Raw genomic sequence first — 19,803 nt, 5'->3', positions numbered from 1 at the left:
GTCAGCTCATAAGCACGCTGATCTGCAGCCTTCTTCGCCGCCAGATCGTCCGTCCGCTGGCCGTCCTTGGTGAAAGCCGTCAGGGCATCGTCCACGTCTTTCCACGCCGACAGCACGGTCTTGCGATACTGAATGGCCGCCGCCTTCTGGCTGGCCTTCTTCAACTCAAGCTGCCCCGCGAGACGCCCACCCTGAAAAATCGGAATCGTGATGGTCGGTCCCACATTCCATGCCCGAGCATTCCACAGCCCCAGATCCCGGAAAGAGAACGACTGCATGCCGAAGCTCGCATCGATTGTGACTCGTGGATAGAAATCCGCGATCGCCTGACCGACCTCCGCTGTCGCAGCATGCAACTCGTCACTGGCCGCACGGATATCCGGACGGCGCTCTGCAAGCTCGGACGGCAGTCCAACCGGCACACGCGGCGGAACCGGCTGGAACTCTGTCGGCGTGGAGAGTTCCGCATCCAGACTACCGGGCGGTGTTCCCATCAACAGACTGATCGCATTGATTTCCAGCTTGGCTTCCTGCTCCAGTTGGGGAATCTGGGCCTGAATGGCCTCCAGCTCCGAGCGCGCCTCTTCCTGATCCAGCTCACTGACAAGGCCGTGCTGGTAGCGTGATGTGCTCAACTCCAGCACACGCTGCGCATCGTCCCGATTATGTTGCAGAATCGCGAGCTGCTTCTGCGTTCCGCGCAGCGTCATGTAATCACGCGCCAGATCGGCTTCGCGGGCGATCAGCACGGAACGGCGTTGCTCGGTGCTTTCATCCAGATAGGCCTGAGCCGCCTCATACTGACGACGCACACGCCCCCACAGATCAACCTCCCATGTCGCATCCACGCCATCGCGCCAGCGATCCAGAAGAGGAATGGTCGCATTGCTGGCGTTCTGGTCAAGAAGCTGGCCAATGCCGCCACCAGTACTTTCAGCAATATGAGAAACGATGCGACGCAGGTTCTGGGAGCTATACTGTGCCCGCGCATAGGAACCGGATGCGCTCAGAGCCGGAAACCGCTCGGCGCCCGCCAGAACAAGCTGCGCCCTGCTCTCGGCGAGCTGAGCCGTGCCACGCTGCACGTCAAGGTTCTCGGTCGCGATCCGCTTCTCAAGAGAGGTCAGTTCGGGGTCCTGGAAAATATTCCACCAGTTGACGTCCGGCGCGTCGGGAATCGTCACGCTGCCCTTGCTGCCCGCCTGCGCAATCTTCCACGCTGGCGGCGTCCATGTCTGGGGTTTCTTATAGTTCGGTCCGACCGCGCAGCCTGACAACAGAAGAACAAGACCGGTCAGAACCTGCTTCGATTTCGCCGTGCGCAACCACATAGACACTCTCACCCCCACAGCCCATCGCAACACTGTGATGGGCGTTTTACACTTCCCGCAGGCAGCCTCACTCTGGTCAGCCGCCCCCATCTGACGATCCCGCCTCTGTCGCCAGCGGCACTCTAACTTGACGCTGACCGAACCGATCGGTCAGCATGCACCCTATCGGCTTTCCCTAGGGCGTCAATCACGCCCGCATCCCCACGACATCAGAGAAGATTATGACAGACCAGAGCACCGGCTCACCAAAACATTCCGGGGAAGCCGCATCAGCCAAACGGGAACAGATTCTGAAAGGGGCCCACGAAATCTTTGCGGAATATGGCTATGAAGGCGCCAGCATGTCCGTCATCGCCCGCCATACCGGCGTTTCCAAAGGCACTCTTTACAACTACTTCGATAACAAGGCCGAACTCTTCACTGCCGTGGTCAAACAGAAAGCCGAGCGGGATCTTCCGGCCGCCTTTCGTCCTGTCAACGCGGACCTTCCCCCACGGGAGACGCTGCACGCCCTGGCCCGATCAACCATCGCCCTGATCATCGCGCCCACCACCCTGTCCCTGTATCGCGTCATTATCTCTGAAGCACGGCATTTCCCGCATCTTGCCGAGACGTTCTGGGAACATGCACCCGCCATCTGCATCGACACGCTGGCCAGATGGCTGACGGACCGCACAGAAAAAAACGAACTCAATGTTCCCGATCCGATGTTCGCTGCCGAACAATTCTATACTTTGTGCCAGACACGGATCGTCACGCGTCGCCGTTTTGAACTGCCTGTCTCCACGACAGACGCCGATATCGACCGCATAGCTGACGCAACAGTCACCATGTTTCTGGCAGTGTATTCCGCAAGCTGAAATTTTTGTCATACGCGGATGGCGGCTGAACTTCACAGGCCTCCATCCGTTCAGTCTTCAGACAGACAAGCGGCTCTGCATCCTGTCAGACATTTTCACACTCAATGCCATCCGACAGAGACAGTGACGTCCGCTTGCCGAATACGGTCAAAGGAGACTGTCATGACCAAAAGAATGAACGACAATCTGCCCGGCAGCCTGAATGACGCGGTCGATTTCATGACCCGCGCCCATAGTGATAACTCCGGCCTCGCCTCGGCTGTGAGCGAATATATGGGCAAAGAGGGCGCTGTTGGCATTCCGGAAGTGCGCAGACGTGCTCACGAAGCGGGTCTTGATGATCTTCTTCAGGGCTGGCGCGATGCAATCAGCAAGACACCCGCCAGGGAAGCAGATGTGAAAACACTGTTTCCTCCAGCTGTTCTGAGCAAGTTTGCCGAAGAAACGGGGCTCTCGCCGGATGCCGTGATTACCGGCCTTGCGTCCGTTGTTCCCGGTATCGTCTATCGCAACGCGAAGCAGGCCCAGCAGAAGCAGAAACCATCTGTCATGTAAGAATGGCGAGGTGGACAGGCTGCGATAGAAAGCGCTTTTTACGGCCGGAAGGATATCCTTCCGGCCGTAACTTACTGAGCAATAATGAAAGAAACAGCTTTCCGCTCCCTCAGATAACCTCCAGAGGAACCTTCTTTTTTGGAGGAGGAAAGGCCTTGTCCAGCGCAGCAAGGTCATCATCCGTCAATCTGATTTCCTGCGCAGCAATATTCTCCAGAAGATGCTTCTTCGATCCAGCCTTGGGAATGGCGATGAGAGACGACTGACGCAGAACCCATGCCAGCGCGATCTGCGCAGGTGTTGCAGGACCCAGACTTGTCGAGTGCTGTTGGGCAATTTTCGCCAGAACATTGTCCTTCAGCATCCCGCCACCCTGACCGAGCGGTGAGTAGGCCATCGTCACCACCTGACGGTCATGGTCTTCAGCCAGAAGATCAAATTCGATTCCACGATGACTCAGGCTATAAAGAACCTGATTGGCGACACAGTTTTCACCCTGGCTGGTCTGTTCCACCTCTTTCATGTCAGCCGTATCGAAATTCGAGACACCCCAGCTTCCAATCATGCCGCGATCACGTAATTTCTCAAAAGCCTCAAATGTTTCCTCAAGCGGTACACTTCCCTGCCAGTGCAGAAGATAGAGATCCATGTAATCGGTCCGCAGCCTCTTGAGGGAATCCGTGCAGCTCCGGACAACACCCTTGGCGGACGCATTCGAAGGCAGAACCTTGCTGACAAGGAAGACGTCACTACGCCGCTTTTCTATCGCTTCGCCCACAACGCTTTCAGAGCGACCATTCCCATACATTTCAGCCGTATCGATCACACGTAGCCCCGCATCGAGACCAGCCTGCAGGCTGGAGATCTCATCGCTACGCAGGGAAACATCGTCTCCCATATTCCATGTTCCCATGCCCAGAGCCGGGACCTCAACACCATTTCTGAATCTGACCTTGCCTGTCATGACATATTCCTTTCACGGAAACTGTCTGCAACATTCATCATGTAGGATTTGCGTTCGTGTCGCAGCCTGCCGTTCGCAATCCGCTCTTGTATTCTCTGAGACCGTTTCAACGCGGGAAAACGGGAAATGATCCATGCAGAGGAAAAACTCTGTCACTGATCAGCGGGCTTATTTTCACAACCCTTGGTAAAAATATACAATTTTCCGCAGGTGTCTTTTTAAAAAGATTTAGGAAGCGCCATTCATTTTAACAAAGACAGTCAAAAACTTTCTGTATGTATGGCGCTCACGCGAGCACGAGTGCTTTTAGCGCGCTCTCGTCCAGCCCTTCGCTTCCTGTTTCCAGTAAGCCAACGTGTGTCCGGCATCGCGCAACGCCACCCAGCGCAGACGCGCCGCCGCGACCGCCGCCTCATTCTGTCCATCGAACAGATCGAACACGCGCTCGAACGGCTCAACGGGCAACGCTTCCTCTATACCCGTCAGAAACAGAAAACTTGCGCCATTGGGCACATCGTCACCCGCCGTAATCCAGACAGGCTGTCGCTCGGGATATTTGCCGCCTGTCGCCGCATGGGGAAGCCAGACAGGCTCAGGCACTTTCCAGAGCGCCTCATCAAGAGCGGCGACCGCTTCCGGGTCACCGCACCTGACGACCGCCCTCTTGCCCGCATCCAGTGTGCGGCCAAGCAGCACCGGCAGCGCTTCAAACGCTCCAGTGCGTGTCAGATGGTAGAAGCCGACTTCGGCCACCGGGTCCGTCAGCCCTCGAACTGACGCACGAACCGGTCAAGCAGACGCACGCCGAAACCGGAAGCGCCTTTCGGAGAACCGTTCTTCGCCTTTGTCGCCCAGGCTACGCCTGCAATGTCGAGATGCGCCCACGGCGTCTCACCCACAAAGCGCTTGAGGAACTGCGCCGCCGTGATGGAACCACCCGCACGACCACCGCCGATGTTCTTCATGTCGGCAATGTCGGACTTGAGCTGCTTGTCGTATTCCTCGCCCATCGGCATCCGCCACAACTTTTCTTCGGTCGCCGAACCGGCTTCCGTCAGCTTTGCGGAAAGCGTGTCGTCATTGGAGAACAGACCAGCATATTCATGGCCCAGACCAACGATGATCGCACCTGTCAGCGTGGCCAGATCGACCATGTAGCGCGGTGAGAACGTCTCACGAGCATACCAGAGCACATCGGCCAGAACGAGGCGGCCTTCGGCATCAGTGTTCAGCACTTCGATGGTCTGGCCGGATGCGCTGCGCACCACGTCACCCGGACGCTGCGCGTTACCCGAGACCATGTTCTCGACGACCCCGATCAGACCGACCGCATTCACCTTCGCCTTACGACCAGCCAGCGCGGCCATCAGACCAGTGACGACGCCCGCACCGGCCATGTCCCACTTCATGTCTTCCATGCCAGCGGCAGGCTTGATGGAAATACCGCCGGAATCGAACGTCACGCCCTTGCCGACAAAGGCCAGCGGTGCGGAGTCATCCCCAGCGCCGTTCCAGCGCATCACCACCATGCGCGGCGGGTTGTCACTGCCCTGCGCAACACCGAGCATGGAGCCGAATTTCAGCTTCTCAAGCGCAGGAACGTCGAACACTTCGACTTCGACGCCGAGCTTCTTCAGTTCCTCGGTGCGCTTGGCGAATTCTGCCGGTGTCAGGACATTGGCGGGCTCGCTGACCAGATCGCGCGTCAGGGTCACGCCCTTCGCCACAGCTTCCCAGCCTGCCCATGCCGCCTTCGCACCAGCCACATCCTTCGTCAGAATAGCGAGGGAAGCCAGCTTCGGCTTGTCGTCTTTCTTTTCCGTCGTGCGGTAGCGATCGAAGCGATACAGGCCGAGCGACACGCCAAGCGCCACATGCACCGCCAGCTTCGGGTCAAGCGCCGCCGTGGAGAGTGCGCCCTGCGCGTGCATGGTCAGCATCTGGGCCGCCGTGCCGCCCGCCTGCTCGGCGGCTGTTTCGGTCAGGCTGTCCTTGTCGCCAAGACCCACCAGCACGACGCGTTCCAGCTTCGCGCCGGGAGCCAGCACCACGCAGGTTGAACCACGCTTGAAGGTAAAAGACGCCGCTTCCGCCGCACGGGTCAGTGCCCCGTCGGTCGCCTTGTCCACAGTGGCGAAAAAGTCGGACCGCGCCGTATCGGCAAATTCCGGCAGTGCCAGAGCACCACTGGTAGGGAGAGCGAGGTCGGAGAAGCTGATCTCTGTCACGTTGACGCCTTTTCCTTGTCTGACAGGCGGCGGCGACGGACCGGTTCCGCTGCCCCACCCGGAGCTATCCGCTGTTAGAGGTAGCGAGGGGGACGAAGGTTGGCAACGGCTGGCCTCGCTTCACCTGATGTCTTCCGTAATTCAGGATCCCGGGCTCTGCCCGAACCCGGCAGGGACCACTGGTCCCCGCGCCCTGATCTGATGGTAGAAACTCAGGCGGATTTGCCTGCCTTGAGTGACGCGTCGATCTGCAACGCCAGTTGCGCCATTTTCAATGCGCCTTCACGACTACCGGCACCGCAGATGAACCGGGCCGGATGCGCGAACACGGCATCAGGCACGCCCGATACTTTCGCCAGTTCCGATTTTTCCAGACCGCCCCATGCCTCCGGCAGGGAAACGCGCTGACCGAAATCACCCCGTGTCGGCGGAATCGCCTTGACGTTCCACTGACCGTTATTGGTCGGCGAAACAACATAGACCACCGGCAGATCGTTCTCGAAGATCATCTTCTCGGTCGGCATGCCCGTGTCCATCAGCAGGATGCGCTTGTCCTCGGCTTTCTCATAAGCCTCCATCACCCGGCTGGCGGCTTTCAGACTGGCGCGTACGCGGTCCATGGAATTGACCAGATGCGCCGCAACAGCACTGGCGGCATTGGCGAAACCGGTGGTTTCCTTCGTCTTTGCGTCCTCCACGCCGTAAAGCTCCGTCGTATCCCACGGCGGATTACAGGCCGACACGATATCCGCCAGCGAGAGCTTGCCCATCTTGGCCACACCGTTGTCGTCCAGATCGACGGGCAGGATCAGCGACTTGTCGAGCGTCTGCCAGATTGACGCCACATCGGCTTCACTGACCGGCTTCTTCAGGACCGCGCCGAGAATGTTGCTGATCGCGGCCTTGCCGTAATCCTTCCACAGCAGGCCTGCGGCGCTGTAGGGCGTGCCGTCCTCACGCAGCGGCTTGACCCGCATGTGGTGGTCATAACGCCCCTTGGGAGGCGCATACTCACCGCCGACGTCGAACACGATATCCGCCGCCTGAATGTCTTCCGGGTTACGCGAGCGCACGAAGGTAAGCCGCCCGCCCTCACCACCGTTCAGCACGCGGCCACGCAGATCGCCCTCCGGCTCCAGCGCATAATGCAGGATCACATACCCCAGCGTTTCATCCGTATGGAAATTCCCGGAATGGGTCAGAGCCCGAACGGGGGAAGCCTGCTGATCCAGACCGATGGGAGTGTGTTCTGACATGAAAAAATCCGCTGTAGCCGAAAATGTTTTGGAACCTGATCCGTTCAGACCGTCTCCGTCCGAACAGTAAACCAGCTTCTCAGGTCATGATCCGCGCCGAACTGCCGCGAACCGGCACGCTATAGGACAATACCGACCTGAGCGCCTCTCATGCCGCACGGGGGGCCGTTGCACAATCAGCTTCGTGCGGAAATGACCTGCAACGCCAAAGCGCCCGCCGCCATCAAGCCACCGAACAATGCAACAGCACTCCACCCACCAATGACCCACGCTGCCGATGCTCCGGCCGCACCCGTTGCGCCACCAAGAAACATCACCCCCATGAAAAGCGTATTGAGACGGGAGCGAGCCTCAGGGCGCAGGGCATAGACAATGTGCTGATGCGAGACGAGCGCGCTCTGCACCGCAAAGTCCAGCAGAATACAGCCGACGACCAGACCGCCCAGCGACAGCCATGTGCCAAAGAGCACCCACGACAGAAGTGTGAGAATGGTCCCCGCCAGAATGGCCCGGTGCGGTCCATGCCGATCGGCAAACCGGCCGGCGAGCGGGGCGGCCAGAATCCCTACCGCGCCGACGATCCCGAACAGCCCTGCGGCCTCTGCGCTCAGATTAAAACGCGGCTCCTGTAAATGCAGCGCCAGAATGGACCAGAAGACCGAGAACGCTCCAAACAGCAGCGCCTGCGTGAAGGCGGCCAGACGCAGCGCCGGAAATTCCCGCCAGAGATGCACCAGTGACGCCATGAGACTGGCGTAGCTGTGCTGTGTATCAGGACGACTGTAGGGCAGCAGCAGACGCATGACGGCACCGGCACCCAGACTCAACGGCACACCCAGCCAGAACATCTCCCGCCAGCCCGCGTGGTCCGCCACGAATCCAGCCAGTGTCCGGCTGAGCAGAATACCGCACAGCAGCCCGGACATGACGACACCCACGACCGCACCGCGCCGCTCCGGTGGCGCGAGGTGCGCCGCAAACGGCACAATCTGCTGGGCGACGGTCGCTGCCGCTCCGATCAGCAGCGAGCCGAGCAGCACAATCCCCGCACCGGGCGCGAGCGCCGTTATCGCCAGTGCGGCGGCCAGAAGCACGAACTGCCAGACAATCAGTTGCCGACGTTCCAGCAGGTCTCCCAGCGGCACCAGTGCGAACAGCCCGAGCGCGTAACCAAGCTGCGTCGTCATGGGAACGAGCGCCGTGAGACTGCTCGGCATCGCCCGCTCCATGACGCCCAGCATCGGCTGATTATAATAGATGCTGGCGACGGCAAGACCCGTGGCGGCCGCCATGGCGAGGGTCATCCCGCGACCGGGAGAGGAAGAGGCGGTCATATGGCTTCCTGAAAGGAACTGGGGCGTCCGTATAGCAGGCCGCTGTAACGATTTTGCAGACTATCGACCCACCCTGTCCGTTTTGTGAAGCAGCCTGATTCAACAAGTCGGGATCAAAGGGACCGCGTCCCTTTGTGGGGTTCGGGGCAAAGCCCTGAAAAGCGTGTGCCAAACCATAAAGCCGCATCACAACAGGACGACTGCCAGACCAGCCCTGTCACGGCGCTCTCCTGAACGGATGCTTCCGCACAGAGTGGGAAGAGAACAGACGCACTCCCTGAAACGGGCGCGCCTCCCGACCGTTCTCTGTTCCGGCACAGAGGCGGACTAAGACCCACAGTCACCAGATAATCAATTGCGCCTTCACTTCTGTGGAGTAAGAAAGAGGCATGACGCTTTCCAACTCTCCGGTCTCTGACGCCGCGCTCCTCGCCCTCGCTCTTCGTCTCGCCCGTGAGGCCAGCGACATCATCAACGCCATCCGGGCCAAGGGCTTCGTGACCACCACGAAGTCGGACCGCTCTCCGGTGACGGAAGCCGATCAGGCGGCGGAGAAGCATATTCTGGCCGGACTGCGTGCTGCTGCCCCGCATATTCCGGTGATTGCGGAAGAAGAGATGGCGGCAGGCATCCGCGTGAAAGGCGGCGCGGAATACTGGCTGGTGGATCCATTGGATGGCACGCGGGAATTTGCTGCCGGACGGGATGACTTCACGGTGAATATCGGTCTGGTGAGGGACGACCGGGCGGTGCTGGGCGCTATGGCCCTCCCTGCTTACGGACAGTTCTACACCGGCGGAGAAGGGCTGGGCGCGACCCGCTACGACGCCGACGGCGAGCATGCAATCCACGTCCGCAAAGCACCCAAAGATGGACTGGCAGTCCTTGCCTCCCGTCATCATGGCGATGATCCGGCTCTGGCGAAGTTTCTGGGTGAACGCCCCATCGCCTCGCTGGGCAATATCGGCTCGGCCGTGAAGTTTGTCCGCGTGGCCGAAGGTGTGGCGGATTTCTACCCGCGTCTTGGGCCGACAATGGAATGGGACACGGCGGCACCTCAGGCGATTGTGGAGGCTGCGGGCGGGAAGGTCATGCTGCTCGATGGCAGCGGCCCCCTCCGTTACAGCAAGCCCGGCTGGAAAAACCCGTTCTTTGTCTGCACGGGCGACCTTGACGACTGACGCGACGGAGCGACCATGCTCCACCGCCAGTTTTCCGGTCGCTGCGTGGATGCGTTCGGTGACGATCATGACCCCAGCAGACAGGGAATCGAGCCCTCGCGGTAGCAATAAAGGCCTGAAATCCAAACTGGCCGTTTGTCGCCATTCCGTGATAAGCCGACAGCCTCATCTGAGGAGCCGTATGACCGACCGCCTAGTTTCCGATGACGCAGAGCAGCCCGAGGGCCTGATCCGCGCCGCAGAACTTCTGCGCGACGGTCGTCTTGTCGCGTTCGGAACGGAGACGGTCTACGGTCTTGGCGCGGATGCGACGAACCCTCTTGCCGTGGCCCGCATCTTTGAGGCCAAAAACCGTCCCCGGTTCAATCCGCTCATCAGTCATTTTCCCAGTGCAGACGCTGCCTTCAGACATGTCGTGGCAACGCCGCTGGCCCGTAAGCTGGCGGAGCGTTTCTGGCCCGGTCCGCTGACCCTTGTGCTCAAGCGTCGTAACGATGGTGAAATCTGTGACCTCGCCGCCGCTGGTCTGCCGACAGCAGCCGTGCGTGTCCCGGCGCAGGACACCGCGCTCGCGCTTCTGCGCGCCGTGGGACGGCCTGTCGCGGCTCCTTCCGCCAACCTTTCCGGCGCTGTCAGCCCTTCCAACGCCGAGCATGTCATGGAAGGGCTGGGCGGTCGTATTGATGCGGTCCTGGATACCGGTCCCTGCGCTGTCGGCGTGGAAAGCACCATTCTGGACCTGTCCGGTGACACGCCGCGCCTGCTCCGTCCGGGCGGCGTGACTGTCGAGGATATTGAAGCCGTCATCGGCCCTGTGGACCGCCATCGTGAACTACAGGAACCGAACGCACCCGTCGCTCCCGGCATGCTGACGTCTCACTATGCACCCGGCCTGCCGGTTGTTCTGGACGTGCAAGCGGTGCAGCCCGATGACGCACTTCTGGCGTTTGGCCCTCCGCTGAGCGGCGCACGTGTAACGTGGAATCTTAGTGGGACCGGTCGTCTCGATGAAGCGGCCTCGCGGCTGTTCGCGGGCCTGCGCTATCTCGACCAGAAGGGAACGCAGGCCGGATGTCGACGTATCGTCGTGCAGCCGATCCCTGAAACCGGTCTTGGTCTCGCCATTCGTGATCGCCTCGGTCGTGCAGCCGCCCCGCGTCCGGCTCCCGATGTCCCCTCGTCACAGGAGCATCACGTCGCATGAGCGACTCGCTTGATCCGAAAGAGCTGAAAGTTCTCTCCGATATTCTGGCTCTGGTGCTGGAAGAACAGACCGGTCAATCTGAAGCCGCTCTCTCCGCCTTGCGTGCACGGGCGCAACGCAACAAGATCACCGGCGGCGCTCTCAAGAATCTCTTCACGGCCATCGCTCCCAACCCGCCAAAACGGGCCACCAGCACGGCGTCACCCCGTCCCCGCGCCACTCGTTCAGCCTCGGCTGGCGATGTGCAGCTGGAACGACAGCGTGTGCGTGAGCTTTCAGAGAATCTGAACAAGCTGGACATGGAACTGCGCAACGTGCGGGCGACCAATGCATCCCTCAAGGCGGAACTGTTTCTGACCCAGCAGGCCCGGGCGGAGACCCAGAGTCTGCTGGTGGCGGCACAGTCAGCCACGCACACCCGTTTCGGACTGATCGGCATGGTCCTGCTGGTGGGCTGTATCGCCGGGGTCGCGGGTGGCGAGCTGTTTCACTCGCTGAAACCTGCCCCGCATCATGTCCCCAATGCCGTCTATCTTCATTAGAGACATGATCTTGCTCCCTTCCCGCTGACGGAGGCGGCTTCCATCTTTTTCTGGAGAAAAAGAACAGGGAACAGCCCCGATTTCAGTTCTTGGTCCTTCCGCATTATAAAACACCTATCAGGCCCCTATCCGGACGAACCCGCATGACCAGTCTTCCCCCCGCCCTGCTTGCCTCTCTGGAAAAGGCCCTCGGTCCTGGTGGCCTGCTAACGGACGCCAGCGACATGGCTCCGTTTCTGACGGACTGGCGCTCCCTGTTCCACGGCAAGGCCTGCGCCGTCGCGCGTCCGGCCAGTACGGAAGCCTGCGCGGAAGCCGTGCGACTGTGCGCGGAACATAATGTCCCGGTCGTGCCACAGGGCGGCAATACCAGCATGGTCGGCGGCGCGACACCGGATGAGACTGGCCACGCGCTGGTCATCATCACCAGTCGCATGAATAAGGTGCGGGAGATCGATCCGATCGATAACACGATGGTTGTGGAAGCGGGCGTGACGCTGAAGGCGGCGCAGGACGCCGCGACGGCTGCCGGGTTGATGCTGCCACTGTCCATTTCCTCGGAAGGCTCGGCGGAGATCGGCGGCGTGCTGGCCACCAATGCGGGCGGCAATAATACGGTGCGCTACGGCAATGCCCGCGAACTGGTGCTGGGTCTCGAAGCCGTGCTGCCGGACGGTCAGGTGCTCGACGTGATGCGTCGCCTGCGCAAGGACAACACCGGCTACGCGCTGCGCCAGCTTTTCATCGGCTCGGAAGGCACGCTTGGTCTGATCACCACTGCCATTCTTCAGCTTCAGCCAAAGCCAAAATCCATCGAGGCCGCCCTGTGCGCCGTCGCGGACGCCAAGGGCGCGCTGGCCCTGTTCTCAGCCTTCCGCAACACGGAGCCCAGCGCAATTCAGGCGTTCGAGTTCATGTCCGGCCTGAGCATGAACCTCGTCAACACGCTGATCCCCGACGCATCCCTGCCATTGTCTGAGCCGGCCCCAGCCTATGTGCTGGTGGAACTGGCCAGCCCACGCGAAGGCGGCGCACTACGCGATCTGATGGAAGAAGTGCTGGGCAAGGCCTTCGAGGACGGACTGGTCAGCGACGCTGTGCTGGCAGAAAGCGAGACACAGCGTCTGGCCTTCTGGAAGCTGCGCGAAGAACACGCGGAAGCGCAGAAGCGGGCCGGTGCGTCCGTGAAGAACGACGTCTCCGTGCCTCTGTCCACCATCCCGACCTTCATCGACCGCGCCACGGCGGCCTGCGAGAAGCTGATCCCCGGTATCCGCGTCGCCCCGTTCGGCCATATCGGCGACGGCAACATTCACTTCAATCTCGTCCAGCCGGAAGGCGCAGACGGCAAGGCGTTCCTCGCCCGCGATCACGAGATGATGGATACCGTCGCCAACATCGTGCGCGAACTGGGTGGTTCCTTCTCCGCCGAACATGGCGTCGGACAGCTCAAGACCTACATGATGCCAGGCTGGCGTGGCGGTGCGGAGCTGGACATGATGCGCCGCATCAAGGGCGCGGTGGACCCGGAAGGGATCATGAATCCGGGGAAGATTTTCCCGGCGGCTTAATGTTCCCAATGCATGGAGGGCTGCGGTTACCGGAAGCCCTCCTCTAACTTAAGAATGGTTCGCTCAACATAAAAAAGTTTTTGGTGAAGCTTTTTCAAAAAGCTTCGGAAAGGCCTGCTTTTTGAAAAAAGGCGGCACCCAAAAACTTTTGATTTATTATCAGAAGATTGCTGTGAAACAAATCGGGCTCAAAGGGACTGCGTTCCTTTGCGGGGCACGGGGCAGCGCCCCGTAAAACGACCAATGCGGTCTTCCTGAATTTCTTCTGCTCCAGCAGCAGCCATCATCCGATCCAACGCCCCGCCCTTCTCGGGACTGTCCGCCCTCTCTCTGGAATGATAAACAGTCAGCGTGACAATGACCGACTCTCCCATAGCACCCGCTCTTCCCGCTGACGGCGCACTCCTTGGTGTTTCGCTGCGTCAGCCTCCCTCCAATGTGGACGCCGAACAGGCGCTACTCGGCGCACTGCTGACCAACAACAAGGCCTATGACCGCGTCTCGGACTTCCTGACTGGCGCGCATTTCGCCAACCGGGTGAACGGCGCGATCTATGACGCCATCGCCAAGCGCATTGAGGCCGGCATGCTGGCCGATCCGGTCACGCTGCGCGCCACGCTGGAAAATTCGGGCATCCTTGATGAGGTCGGTGGCCTCCCTTACCTCGCCCGACTGCTGACGGCGACGGTCGGTATCATCAATGCTGGCGACTATGGCCGGGCGATTCAGGACGCATGGATTCGTCGTCAGCTCATCGATATCGGCGAGACGATCGTCAACAGCGCCTTCGGCAGCACCGACCTCGGCGGGCAGGACCAGATCGCCGCAGGCGAAGAACAGCTTTTCCGGCTGGCGACCGACAAGGGGCAGGACGGTGGCTTCACCGGCTTCGACCGGGCGCTCGCCTCTGCCATCGAAACCGCCGAAAAAGCCTTCCGCAACGAAGGCGATGTGTCAGGCCTCACCTCCGGCCTGCGTGACTTCGACAAGAAGACCGGCGGCCTGCATCCGTCCGATCTGCTGATCCTCGCCGGTCGTCCCGCCATGGGCAAAACCGCGCTCGCCACCAAGATCGCCTTCTCGGCCGCACGCGCCCTGTTGAACGCCGCGCGTGAAAAGGGTGAAGGCGTGCAGCCGGAAGGTGCTGTGGCGATCTTCTCACTCGAAATGTCGTCCGAGCAGCTCGCCACACGTATTCTCTCCGAACAGGCTGAAGTGTCCGGCGAGCGCATCCGTCGTGGCGATATCGGACAAAAGGAATTCGACCGGTTCGTGCGTGTCAGCCGCGAACTGACCCAGCTTCCACTGGTCATCGACGACACCCCCGCCATCTCGCTTTCGGCCATGCGCACGCGCTGCCGCCGCCTGAAGCGGACCAAGGGGCTGAGCCTTGTCGTGGTGGATTATCTCCAGCTCATGCGGCCCGCCGTCGGCACACGCCCGGACAATCGCGTGCTCGAAATCTCGATGATCACGCAGGGCCTGAAAGCCATTGCCAAGGAACTGGAAGTGCCGGTCATCGCGCTGTCCCAGCTTTCCCGTCAGGTGGAAAGCCGCGAGGACAAGCGCCCGATGCTGTCCGATCTGCGTGAATCGGGCTCGATTGAGCAGGACGCCGACGCCGTGATGTTCGTCTATCGTGACGAATATTATCTCCAGCAGCGTGAGCCGAAAGAAACGGCCTATGACTCGTCAGATAAATATCAGGCGGCGCTTGAAGACTGGGGCCGCAAGATGGAACTGGTCCACAACAAGGCGGAACTGATCCTTGAGAAACAGCGTCATGGACCGACCGGCACCGTGCAGCTTTACTTCGAAGGCCAGTACACCCGCTTTGCGGATCTGGACACGGTGCATGAGGATTACGGGCGCTAAGTGATGGTAGGGTTTTGGTGAAGCCTGTTTCAAAAAGCCTCCCCAAAACACATTTTCAAAGTGAGATGCCCTAATCTGGCGCGCCGACGAAATCCCTCTGCCAGACCGATGCCTGCTGCTCAGGGGGTTTGACGTTGCACGACGCCAGATAGACCCCGATCGTGAATGTCGCATTGGCCAGAGTATTGAACCATGCCGCCAGAGTGTAATGCGCGTCCACGGTCGAACCCTGCCAGGCAGAGTAGATCAGAAACACCACAGAGATCGGTCTCAGACCGAGAAACATGGCTCGCAAAGGATTGACGAAACCGGATCTGACCAGAGAGCGGACCCGATTGACGCCAAGATAGAACGACACCCAGAGAACCCAGATCAGAATGTCGAACATGGCGCTGAACGGGTCCATGCCCAGCAGGAAGATCATTGCCGCCGTCGCCGCTCCCGACAGCATGAGAGAGCCAAACAGGAGACTCATCCCCACTTCGAAAGCAGGGAGTCGTTCCGGCAAGCGATCCGCCAGCGGCTGAAAGACCCGATCCAGAATCCAGAGATCTATCCGGGTTATACCTTCGCCGACTGTCATCTCATGCCCCTCGCAACACCTGTCTCTTTCTCAGGCTTCGCCTTCGGGAGTCTTCTTGTCGACAGCCTGCGGGAGGAAGTGAGACAGCACGGGAAGCAGCGTCTCAGCCGGCAGACCGGTGCGCGACACCAGCGCCTGCACTTCGGAATTGCCGAGAATCTGGCGAATCTCATCCGGGGTAACCGGCAGATTGTCACCCTTACCGATCCACGAGCGCACCTTGTCGCCCAGTCCGGCCTCATCAGCCTTGGCAACGATATTCTGGATCATTTCCGGCTGCAGAAGCGTCTGGATCTGTCCGCTCAGTTTCTCATGGAGATCCACTCCAAGCGCACTGCTGACCTTGTCGACAAGATTATCAAAAACACTCATTGAGTAAGCTCCCTGTTCCGCACGAAGACACCGCTGCTGGAAGCGCAACCCTGCCAGCTCCCGAATGTTACTCCACTTCGCATGCATTGGCGACAGATCACAGCTGCGTTATGGTCACATAACCCCATCCGGGACAGGATTTCGCAATGGAAATGTCTGATATGCGGCCAGCCCTACAAGACACGGGGCAAAGTTTCGTTATCCATAATCCCACTTCCCGTTCTCTGTTTCAGGCAAAACCGTGCCCGCGCTTCCCGGAATTCCACTCTTTCTGATCAAGCGCGTTCCTTTCCTGAGCCATCTGCGTCCAATAAGGCAGCCGGGAGAGACACGGAACAACGCGTTTCGCTGGCTGTATGCTCCCACACCGGCAGCCTTGGGGTTTGCGGTCCGCACGACCGTAGCCGCCATGATGGCGCTGGTCATCGCCATGTGGATGGAGCTGGACGACCCGCAATGGGCGGCCATGACCGTCTGGATCGTGGCGCAGGGCTCCCGCGGCGAGAGCCTCTCCAAATCCCGCTGGCGTATCGTCGGAACCGCCATTGGCGTGATCATGTCGATCACCCTGATCTCGGCCTTCCCGCAATATCCGTGGCTGTTTTTCCCGGCGCTCGCCATCTGGCTCGGCGTGTGCTGCGCGCTGGCCACGCTGGTCCACAACTTCCGGTCCTACGCGCTCGTTCTGGCGGGCTACACCACGGCCATCATCGCGCTGGGCGCCGTCAACAATCCGGAAAACGTCTTCATGGTGGCCATGTCCCGCGCCACCTACATCATTCTCGGCATCACCTGCGAAGCCCTTCTGGCCGGGCTGTTCGCGCATAATCTCGCCGCCACGGCGCGTTCCAATATCCGCACGAAACTGCGGAGCGCGCTGACCAGCGTCTCGGAAGCCATCTCGAGCCTTCTGGAAGGGAATCAGGCCGCCCTGATCCGCTCCCGCACCCTGTTCGGCCCCCTGCTGTCGATCAACGACCAGATCGAATTCAGTGAAGTGGAGATGGGCCCGCATGGGCATGAGGGCGATCACGCCCGCGCCGCCCTCGCCGCCGTGTCCGTTCTGCTGTCACGCGGTCTCGGCATGACGGTCAGACTCCAGTCGCTGGACCGGGCCCAGCCAGTCTTCGATCAGACGGCGCTCCTGACCCGGACCTTTCTGGAGACCGTGCCGCCTCGCCTTGATACGGATGAAAATGTCGAGCTGGTCCGGCATGACCTGTCATTGCTGCGGGCCGAATGTCGCCAGCGTATCGTCGACGCCCTGACTGAAGAAATCGCGATTGGTGACCGCACGGCCAAAGATCCGCGCATTCCGGGGCTCCTCGATCAACGCATTCTGCATAACGCACTGGATGAGTTGCTGGCGGAACTCGATATCGCGCTGGCGGAGTTCAAGGCCAGCCACACCGTCATTCCCGGCGACCATTTCCGTTTCCGGCTCCAGTCCCACCGCGACTGGCGTGAGGCCGCCTATAACGGCGTGCGAGCCGCCGCCGCGACTGTGGCGTCCGCTCTGCTGTGGGAAATCACGGCATGGCCGACCGGCCTCGGTTTTGTGACATTCGTGACACTGGTGTGCGGCCTGTTCGCCACGAGAGAGAATCCTGTTCTCGCCACGACCAACTTCCTCAAGGGCGGCATCTGGGCCGCCGTTGTCTCGTTCTTCCTCGTCTTTCTGCTGATCCCCCGCATGTCGGAATACGAGATGCTGATCGCCGCCATGTTCATCCCGAGCGTCGCCGGAGGACTCGCCGCCCGCAATGCCTCCACGGCGCTTCATGCCGCGGCCTACACGCTGCTTCTCCCGAACTTTGTGCACACATGGAATCAGGGGCGCTGGAACGAGATCGGCTGGTTCAACTCAACGGGCGCTGTCCTGCTGGGTGTCGCTTTTGCGGTGGCGATCTTCCGTCTCGTGCTGCCTTTCAATGCGGCCGATGAACGCTGGCGGATGCGGAGAACCATGCTGCAGGATCTGCGTACGCTGGCCGCGGCCCAACCGATTCCGCTGACGCAGGACTGGACCGGTCGAAACATCGATCGATTCGCCCGCGTCATCCGGCATGCCGGTCCCACTCCCTCCCCCACCATCGAGGGCTATCTGCAGGGCACTCTGGCCGCCATGACCATTGGCCTCAACATCATCCGTCTGCGCAATGTTCAGGCCCGTAACCAGCTCCCACCGCAGGCGCGACAGGCCGTGCAGGCGACGCTGAACCGGATGAGTCAGTTCACCGGCAAATATAACCGGGCTTCCACCACTGCCCGCCGCGCCACAGCCATTCTTCGCCAGATTGAAGGGCGGGAAGAAAATATCACCACACGCATCGAGCTGACGCGCGCTATCGCCTATCTGATCGTCGTCTCACATGAGCTGGATGCCAATCGCGTCTTCCTCGACGCCTCCAAGCGCTTCAAGGTGTGAGCCTCTTTTCCAGCAAAATTATCTATCTCCGTAAAACATCCTCTTTTTCCGGGCGTTGAATCTGTCCGATATCAGCGCGGTCTGGCGCAAAAAGGAAAAGAGCATGTCACGAAAGACCTGGATTTACGGGCTCGGGGGCGCCGTCGTCATCGTCCTGATTGGGGGCGGCCTCTGGAAAACTGTCCTGCAGAATGAGAGGGCGACGCTGCCCGTGGCGGAAGGCACAGGCCCCCGGCCCACGCTGCCCGCTCCCGACCCGCGACTGGTTCCGACAATCAATGTCGCCTCACCTGTCGGATGGCAGAACGATGCTCATCCTGTCGCAGCGGCTGGTCTGACGGTCACGCCGTATGCAACCGGTCTGGATCATCCGCGCTGGCTGTACAAATTGCCCAACGGTGACATTCTGGTGGCCGAATCCGAATCGCCGGGCACGGATGCGAACTCTGTCAAAAGTGTCTTTGCCAACTTCTTCATGAAGAAAGCCGGAGCCGGAGGCAAAAGTCCCGACAGAATCATCCTGCTGAGAGATTCCAGGCAGTCAGGACAGGCTGACACGCACGAGGTCTTTCTTGAACATCTCCACTCCCCGTTCGGGATGGCGCTGATCGGAAACAACCTCTATGTCGCCAATGCCGATGCGATCATGCGTTTCCCCTATCACGAGGGCGAAACCCATATCAGCGAACCGGGCGAGAAGGTTGTCGACCTTCCGTCGGGATATAATCACCACTGGACCAAGAACATTCTGGCCGCACCCGATGGACAGTCTCTGTTTGTCACGGTGGGATCGAACAGCAATGTCGCGGAAAATGGCATGGAAGCGGAAAAGGACCGGGCGCGCATCCTGCGTCTGGATCTCGCAAGCCGCACCCTGACTCCCTACGCCACGGGTCTGCGCAATCCCAATGGGTTGGCATGGGAGCCACAAACCGGCGCTCTCTGGGTTGCGGTTAACGAACGGGATGAAATCGGCAGCGATCTGGTGCCGGACTATATCACAGCAGTCAAAGAAGGCGGATTTTACGGCTGGCCCTATAGCTATTACGGTCAGCATGTCGACGCTCGTGTGAAACCTGAAAATCCATCGCTGGTCACGCAGGCTATTATCCCGGATTACGCAATCGGCCCACACACAGCCTCTCTTGGTGTTGCTTTTGCTATGGATGCGCAGGCGTTGCCAACCGACTGGCGTAGTGGCCTGTTCATTGCCCAGCACGGCTCATGGAACCGACGGCCCAAAAGTGGTTACAAGGTGATCTATGTGCCTTTTGAGAATGGAAAACCCACTGGTACACCGAAGGATGTTCTCACCGGCTTTCTGACGGGTGACGAAGATCATGTGTATGGCCGTCCTGTTGGCCTTGCGCTGGACAGGGACGGTGCGCTGCTGGTGGCAGACGATGTCGGGAACGCGGTCTGGCGGGTGACCGCAGCAGCTACTCAGTAAGAGAGCGTCTCGGTGGGGAGAGTGGTTCCGTTGCGAAACGCTCTCCCACTCAAGAACAATGATTCTGAT

The 19,803-nt window shown here is 60.2% G+C and carries 18 protein-coding genes (1 of these 18 only partly in view); 9 read left to right on the top strand and 9 right to left on the bottom strand.

The window, feature by feature from the left end; all coding sequences use genetic code 11:
• Positions 1 to 1,331 carry the 5' portion of an efflux transporter outer membrane subunit gene (locus EMQ_RS11720; protein WP_018307965.1) on the bottom strand. It extends 166 nt beyond the left edge of the window, so the window shows 1,331 of its 1,497 coding nt (coding positions 1-1,331); its start codon is at positions 1,329 to 1,331; the stop codon falls past the left edge of the window.
• A 221-nt stretch (positions 1,332 to 1,552) separates the two neighbouring features.
• On the opposite strand from EMQ_RS11720, the gene EMQ_RS11715 reads away from it, so the two are divergent.
• Both EMQ_RS11715 and EMQ_RS11710 read left to right on the top strand, forming a co-directional pair.
• Positions 1,553 to 2,191 carry a TetR/AcrR family transcriptional regulator gene (locus EMQ_RS11715; RefSeq protein ID WP_010668382.1) on the top strand — a complete coding sequence of 213 codons (639 nt, stop codon included), beginning with the start codon at positions 1,553 to 1,555 and terminating at the stop codon, positions 2,189 to 2,191.
• A gap of 162 nt (positions 2,192 to 2,353) precedes the next feature.
• Entirely contained in the window at positions 2,354 to 2,746 is a 393-nt protein-coding gene (locus EMQ_RS11710; RefSeq protein WP_010668381.1) for a YidB family protein, read from the top strand.
• A 109-nt stretch (positions 2,747 to 2,855) separates the two neighbouring features.
• Here the strand turns inward: EMQ_RS11710 and EMQ_RS11705 are convergent, their stop codons facing one another.
• From EMQ_RS11705 to EMQ_RS11685, 5 genes are all read right to left on the bottom strand, one after another.
• Positions 2,856 to 3,710, bottom strand: a complete 855-nt coding sequence (locus EMQ_RS11705; RefSeq protein WP_010667793.1) for an aldo/keto reductase — start codon at positions 3,708 to 3,710, stop codon at positions 2,856 to 2,858.
• Between the two features lie 306 nt (positions 3,711 to 4,016).
• Complete coding sequence (locus EMQ_RS11700; protein WP_010669233.1) at positions 4,017 to 4,463, bottom strand: DNA polymerase III subunit chi; 447 nt, start codon at positions 4,461 to 4,463, stop codon at positions 4,017 to 4,019.
• Between the two features lie 8 nt (positions 4,464 to 4,471).
• The gene (locus tag EMQ_RS11695; protein WP_018307966.1) at positions 4,472 to 5,938 is read right to left on the bottom strand and encodes a leucyl aminopeptidase; all 1,467 of its coding nucleotides are present in this window, start codon (positions 5,936 to 5,938) and stop codon (positions 4,472 to 4,474) included.
• 212 nt (positions 5,939 to 6,150) lie between these two features.
• A complete protein-coding gene (locus EMQ_RS11690; RefSeq protein WP_010668919.1) occupies positions 6,151 to 7,194 on the bottom strand; it encodes an MYG1 family protein in 1,044 nt (347 codons plus the stop codon).
• A 176-nt stretch (positions 7,195 to 7,370) separates the two neighbouring features.
• Positions 7,371 to 8,528 (bottom strand): MFS transporter, encoded by a 1,158-nt coding sequence (locus EMQ_RS11685; RefSeq protein WP_018307967.1) that lies wholly within the window; start codon positions 8,526 to 8,528, stop codon positions 7,371 to 7,373.
• Positions 8,529 to 8,917: 389 nt separating this feature from the next.
• On the opposite strand from EMQ_RS11685, the gene cysQ reads away from it, so the two are divergent.
• The 4 genes from cysQ to EMQ_RS11665 all read left to right on the top strand — a co-directional run bounded on the left by cysQ (position 8,918) and on the right by EMQ_RS11665 (position 13,026).
• The gene (gene cysQ / locus EMQ_RS11680; protein ID WP_010668408.1) at positions 8,918 to 9,709 is read left to right on the top strand and encodes a 3'(2'),5'-bisphosphate nucleotidase CysQ; all 792 of its coding nucleotides are present in this window, start codon (positions 8,918 to 8,920) and stop codon (positions 9,707 to 9,709) included.
• A gap of 181 nt (positions 9,710 to 9,890) precedes the next feature.
• On the top strand, positions 9,891 to 10,913 hold the full coding sequence (locus tag EMQ_RS11675) for an L-threonylcarbamoyladenylate synthase (protein WP_010668409.1): 1,023 nt from the start codon (positions 9,891 to 9,893) through the stop codon (positions 10,911 to 10,913).
• Complete coding sequence (locus tag EMQ_RS11670; protein ID WP_010668410.1) at positions 10,910 to 11,455, top strand: hypothetical protein; 546 nt, start codon at positions 10,910 to 10,912, stop codon at positions 11,453 to 11,455. Before EMQ_RS11675 ends, EMQ_RS11670 begins: the two co-directional genes overlap by 4 nt.
• 143 nt (positions 11,456 to 11,598) lie before the next feature.
• On the top strand, positions 11,599 to 13,026 hold the full coding sequence (locus EMQ_RS11665; RefSeq protein WP_010668411.1) for an FAD-binding oxidoreductase: 1,428 nt from the start codon (positions 11,599 to 11,601) through the stop codon (positions 13,024 to 13,026).
• 188 nt (positions 13,027 to 13,214) lie between these two features.
• On the opposite strand, the gene EMQ_RS11660 is transcribed toward EMQ_RS11665, so the two are convergent.
• Positions 13,215 to 13,400, bottom strand: a complete 186-nt coding sequence (locus EMQ_RS11660; RefSeq protein WP_018307969.1) for a hypothetical protein — start codon at positions 13,398 to 13,400, stop codon at positions 13,215 to 13,217.
• On the opposite strand from EMQ_RS11660, the gene EMQ_RS11655 reads away from it, so the two are divergent.
• Positions 13,384 to 14,901 carry a replicative DNA helicase gene (locus EMQ_RS11655; RefSeq protein WP_018307970.1) on the top strand — a complete coding sequence of 506 codons (1,518 nt, stop codon included), beginning with the start codon at positions 13,384 to 13,386 and terminating at the stop codon, positions 14,899 to 14,901. The two genes, EMQ_RS11660 and EMQ_RS11655, sit on opposite strands and share 17 nt — an antisense overlap.
• A gap of 70 nt (positions 14,902 to 14,971) precedes the next feature.
• Here EMQ_RS11655 and EMQ_RS11650 read toward each other — a convergent pair whose 3' ends face one another.
• Positions 14,972 to 15,484 (bottom strand): hypothetical protein, encoded by a 513-nt coding sequence (locus EMQ_RS11650; protein ID WP_010665788.1) that lies wholly within the window; start codon positions 15,482 to 15,484, stop codon positions 14,972 to 14,974.
• Positions 15,485 to 15,514: 30 nt separating this feature from the next.
• Positions 15,515 to 15,856 carry a YidB family protein gene (locus tag EMQ_RS11645; protein WP_010665787.1) on the bottom strand — a complete coding sequence of 114 codons (342 nt, stop codon included), beginning with the start codon at positions 15,854 to 15,856 and terminating at the stop codon, positions 15,515 to 15,517.
• 241 nt (positions 15,857 to 16,097) lie between these two features.
• On the opposite strand from EMQ_RS11645, the gene EMQ_RS11640 reads away from it, so the two are divergent.
• Positions 16,098 to 18,284: an FUSC family protein gene (locus EMQ_RS11640; RefSeq protein ID WP_010665786.1), complete on the top strand. Its 2,187-nt coding sequence runs from the start codon at positions 16,098 to 16,100 to the stop codon at positions 18,282 to 18,284.
• Between the two features lie 103 nt (positions 18,285 to 18,387).
• Entirely contained in the window at positions 18,388 to 19,734 is a 1,347-nt protein-coding gene (locus EMQ_RS11635; RefSeq protein ID WP_187326299.1) for a PQQ-dependent sugar dehydrogenase, read from the top strand.
• Positions 19,735 to 19,803 lie beyond the last annotated feature (69 nt).

This window comes from Acetobacter aceti NBRC 14818 (assembly GCF_000193495.2).
Lineage (GTDB): Bacteria > Pseudomonadota > Alphaproteobacteria > Acetobacterales > Acetobacteraceae > Acetobacter > Acetobacter aceti.
The sequence above is the reverse complement of the archived record's forward strand: the minus strand, read 5'-3'. Positions and strand labels throughout refer to the sequence as shown.

Coding starts and splice junctions, on each gene's coding strand:
- EMQ_RS11715 (WP_010668382.1), top strand. CDS start 1,553: ATGACAGACCAGAGCACCGGCTCACCAAAACATTCCGGGGAAGCCGCA.
- EMQ_RS11710 (WP_010668381.1), top strand. CDS start 2,354: ATGACCAAAAGAATGAACGACAATCTGCCCGGCAGCCTGAATGACGCG.
- EMQ_RS11705 (WP_010667793.1), bottom strand. CDS start 3,710: ATGACAGGCAAGGTCAGATTCAGAAATGGTGTTGAGGTCCCGGCTCTG.
- EMQ_RS11690 (WP_010668919.1), bottom strand. CDS start 7,194: ATGTCAGAACACACTCCCATCGGTCTGGATCAGCAGGCTTCCCCCGTT.
- EMQ_RS11685 (WP_018307967.1), bottom strand. CDS start 8,528: ATGACCGCCTCTTCCTCTCCCGGTCGCGGGATGACCCTCGCCATGGCG.
- cysQ (WP_010668408.1), top strand. CDS start 8,918: ATGACGCTTTCCAACTCTCCGGTCTCTGACGCCGCGCTCCTCGCCCTC.
- EMQ_RS11675 (WP_010668409.1), top strand. CDS start 9,891: ATGACCGACCGCCTAGTTTCCGATGACGCAGAGCAGCCCGAGGGCCTG.
- EMQ_RS11670 (WP_010668410.1), top strand. CDS start 10,910: ATGAGCGACTCGCTTGATCCGAAAGAGCTGAAAGTTCTCTCCGATATT.
- EMQ_RS11665 (WP_010668411.1), top strand. CDS start 11,599: ATGACCAGTCTTCCCCCCGCCCTGCTTGCCTCTCTGGAAAAGGCCCTC.
- EMQ_RS11655 (WP_018307970.1), top strand. CDS start 13,384: ATGACCGACTCTCCCATAGCACCCGCTCTTCCCGCTGACGGCGCACTC.
- EMQ_RS11660 (WP_018307969.1), bottom strand. CDS start 13,400: ATGGGAGAGTCGGTCATTGTCACGCTGACTGTTTATCATTCCAGAGAG.
- EMQ_RS11650 (WP_010665788.1), bottom strand. CDS start 15,484: ATGACAGTCGGCGAAGGTATAACCCGGATAGATCTCTGGATTCTGGAT.
- EMQ_RS11645 (WP_010665787.1), bottom strand. CDS start 15,856: ATGAGTGTTTTTGATAATCTTGTCGACAAGGTCAGCAGTGCGCTTGGA.
- EMQ_RS11635 (WP_187326299.1), top strand. CDS start 18,388: ATGTCACGAAAGACCTGGATTTACGGGCTCGGGGGCGCCGTCGTCATC.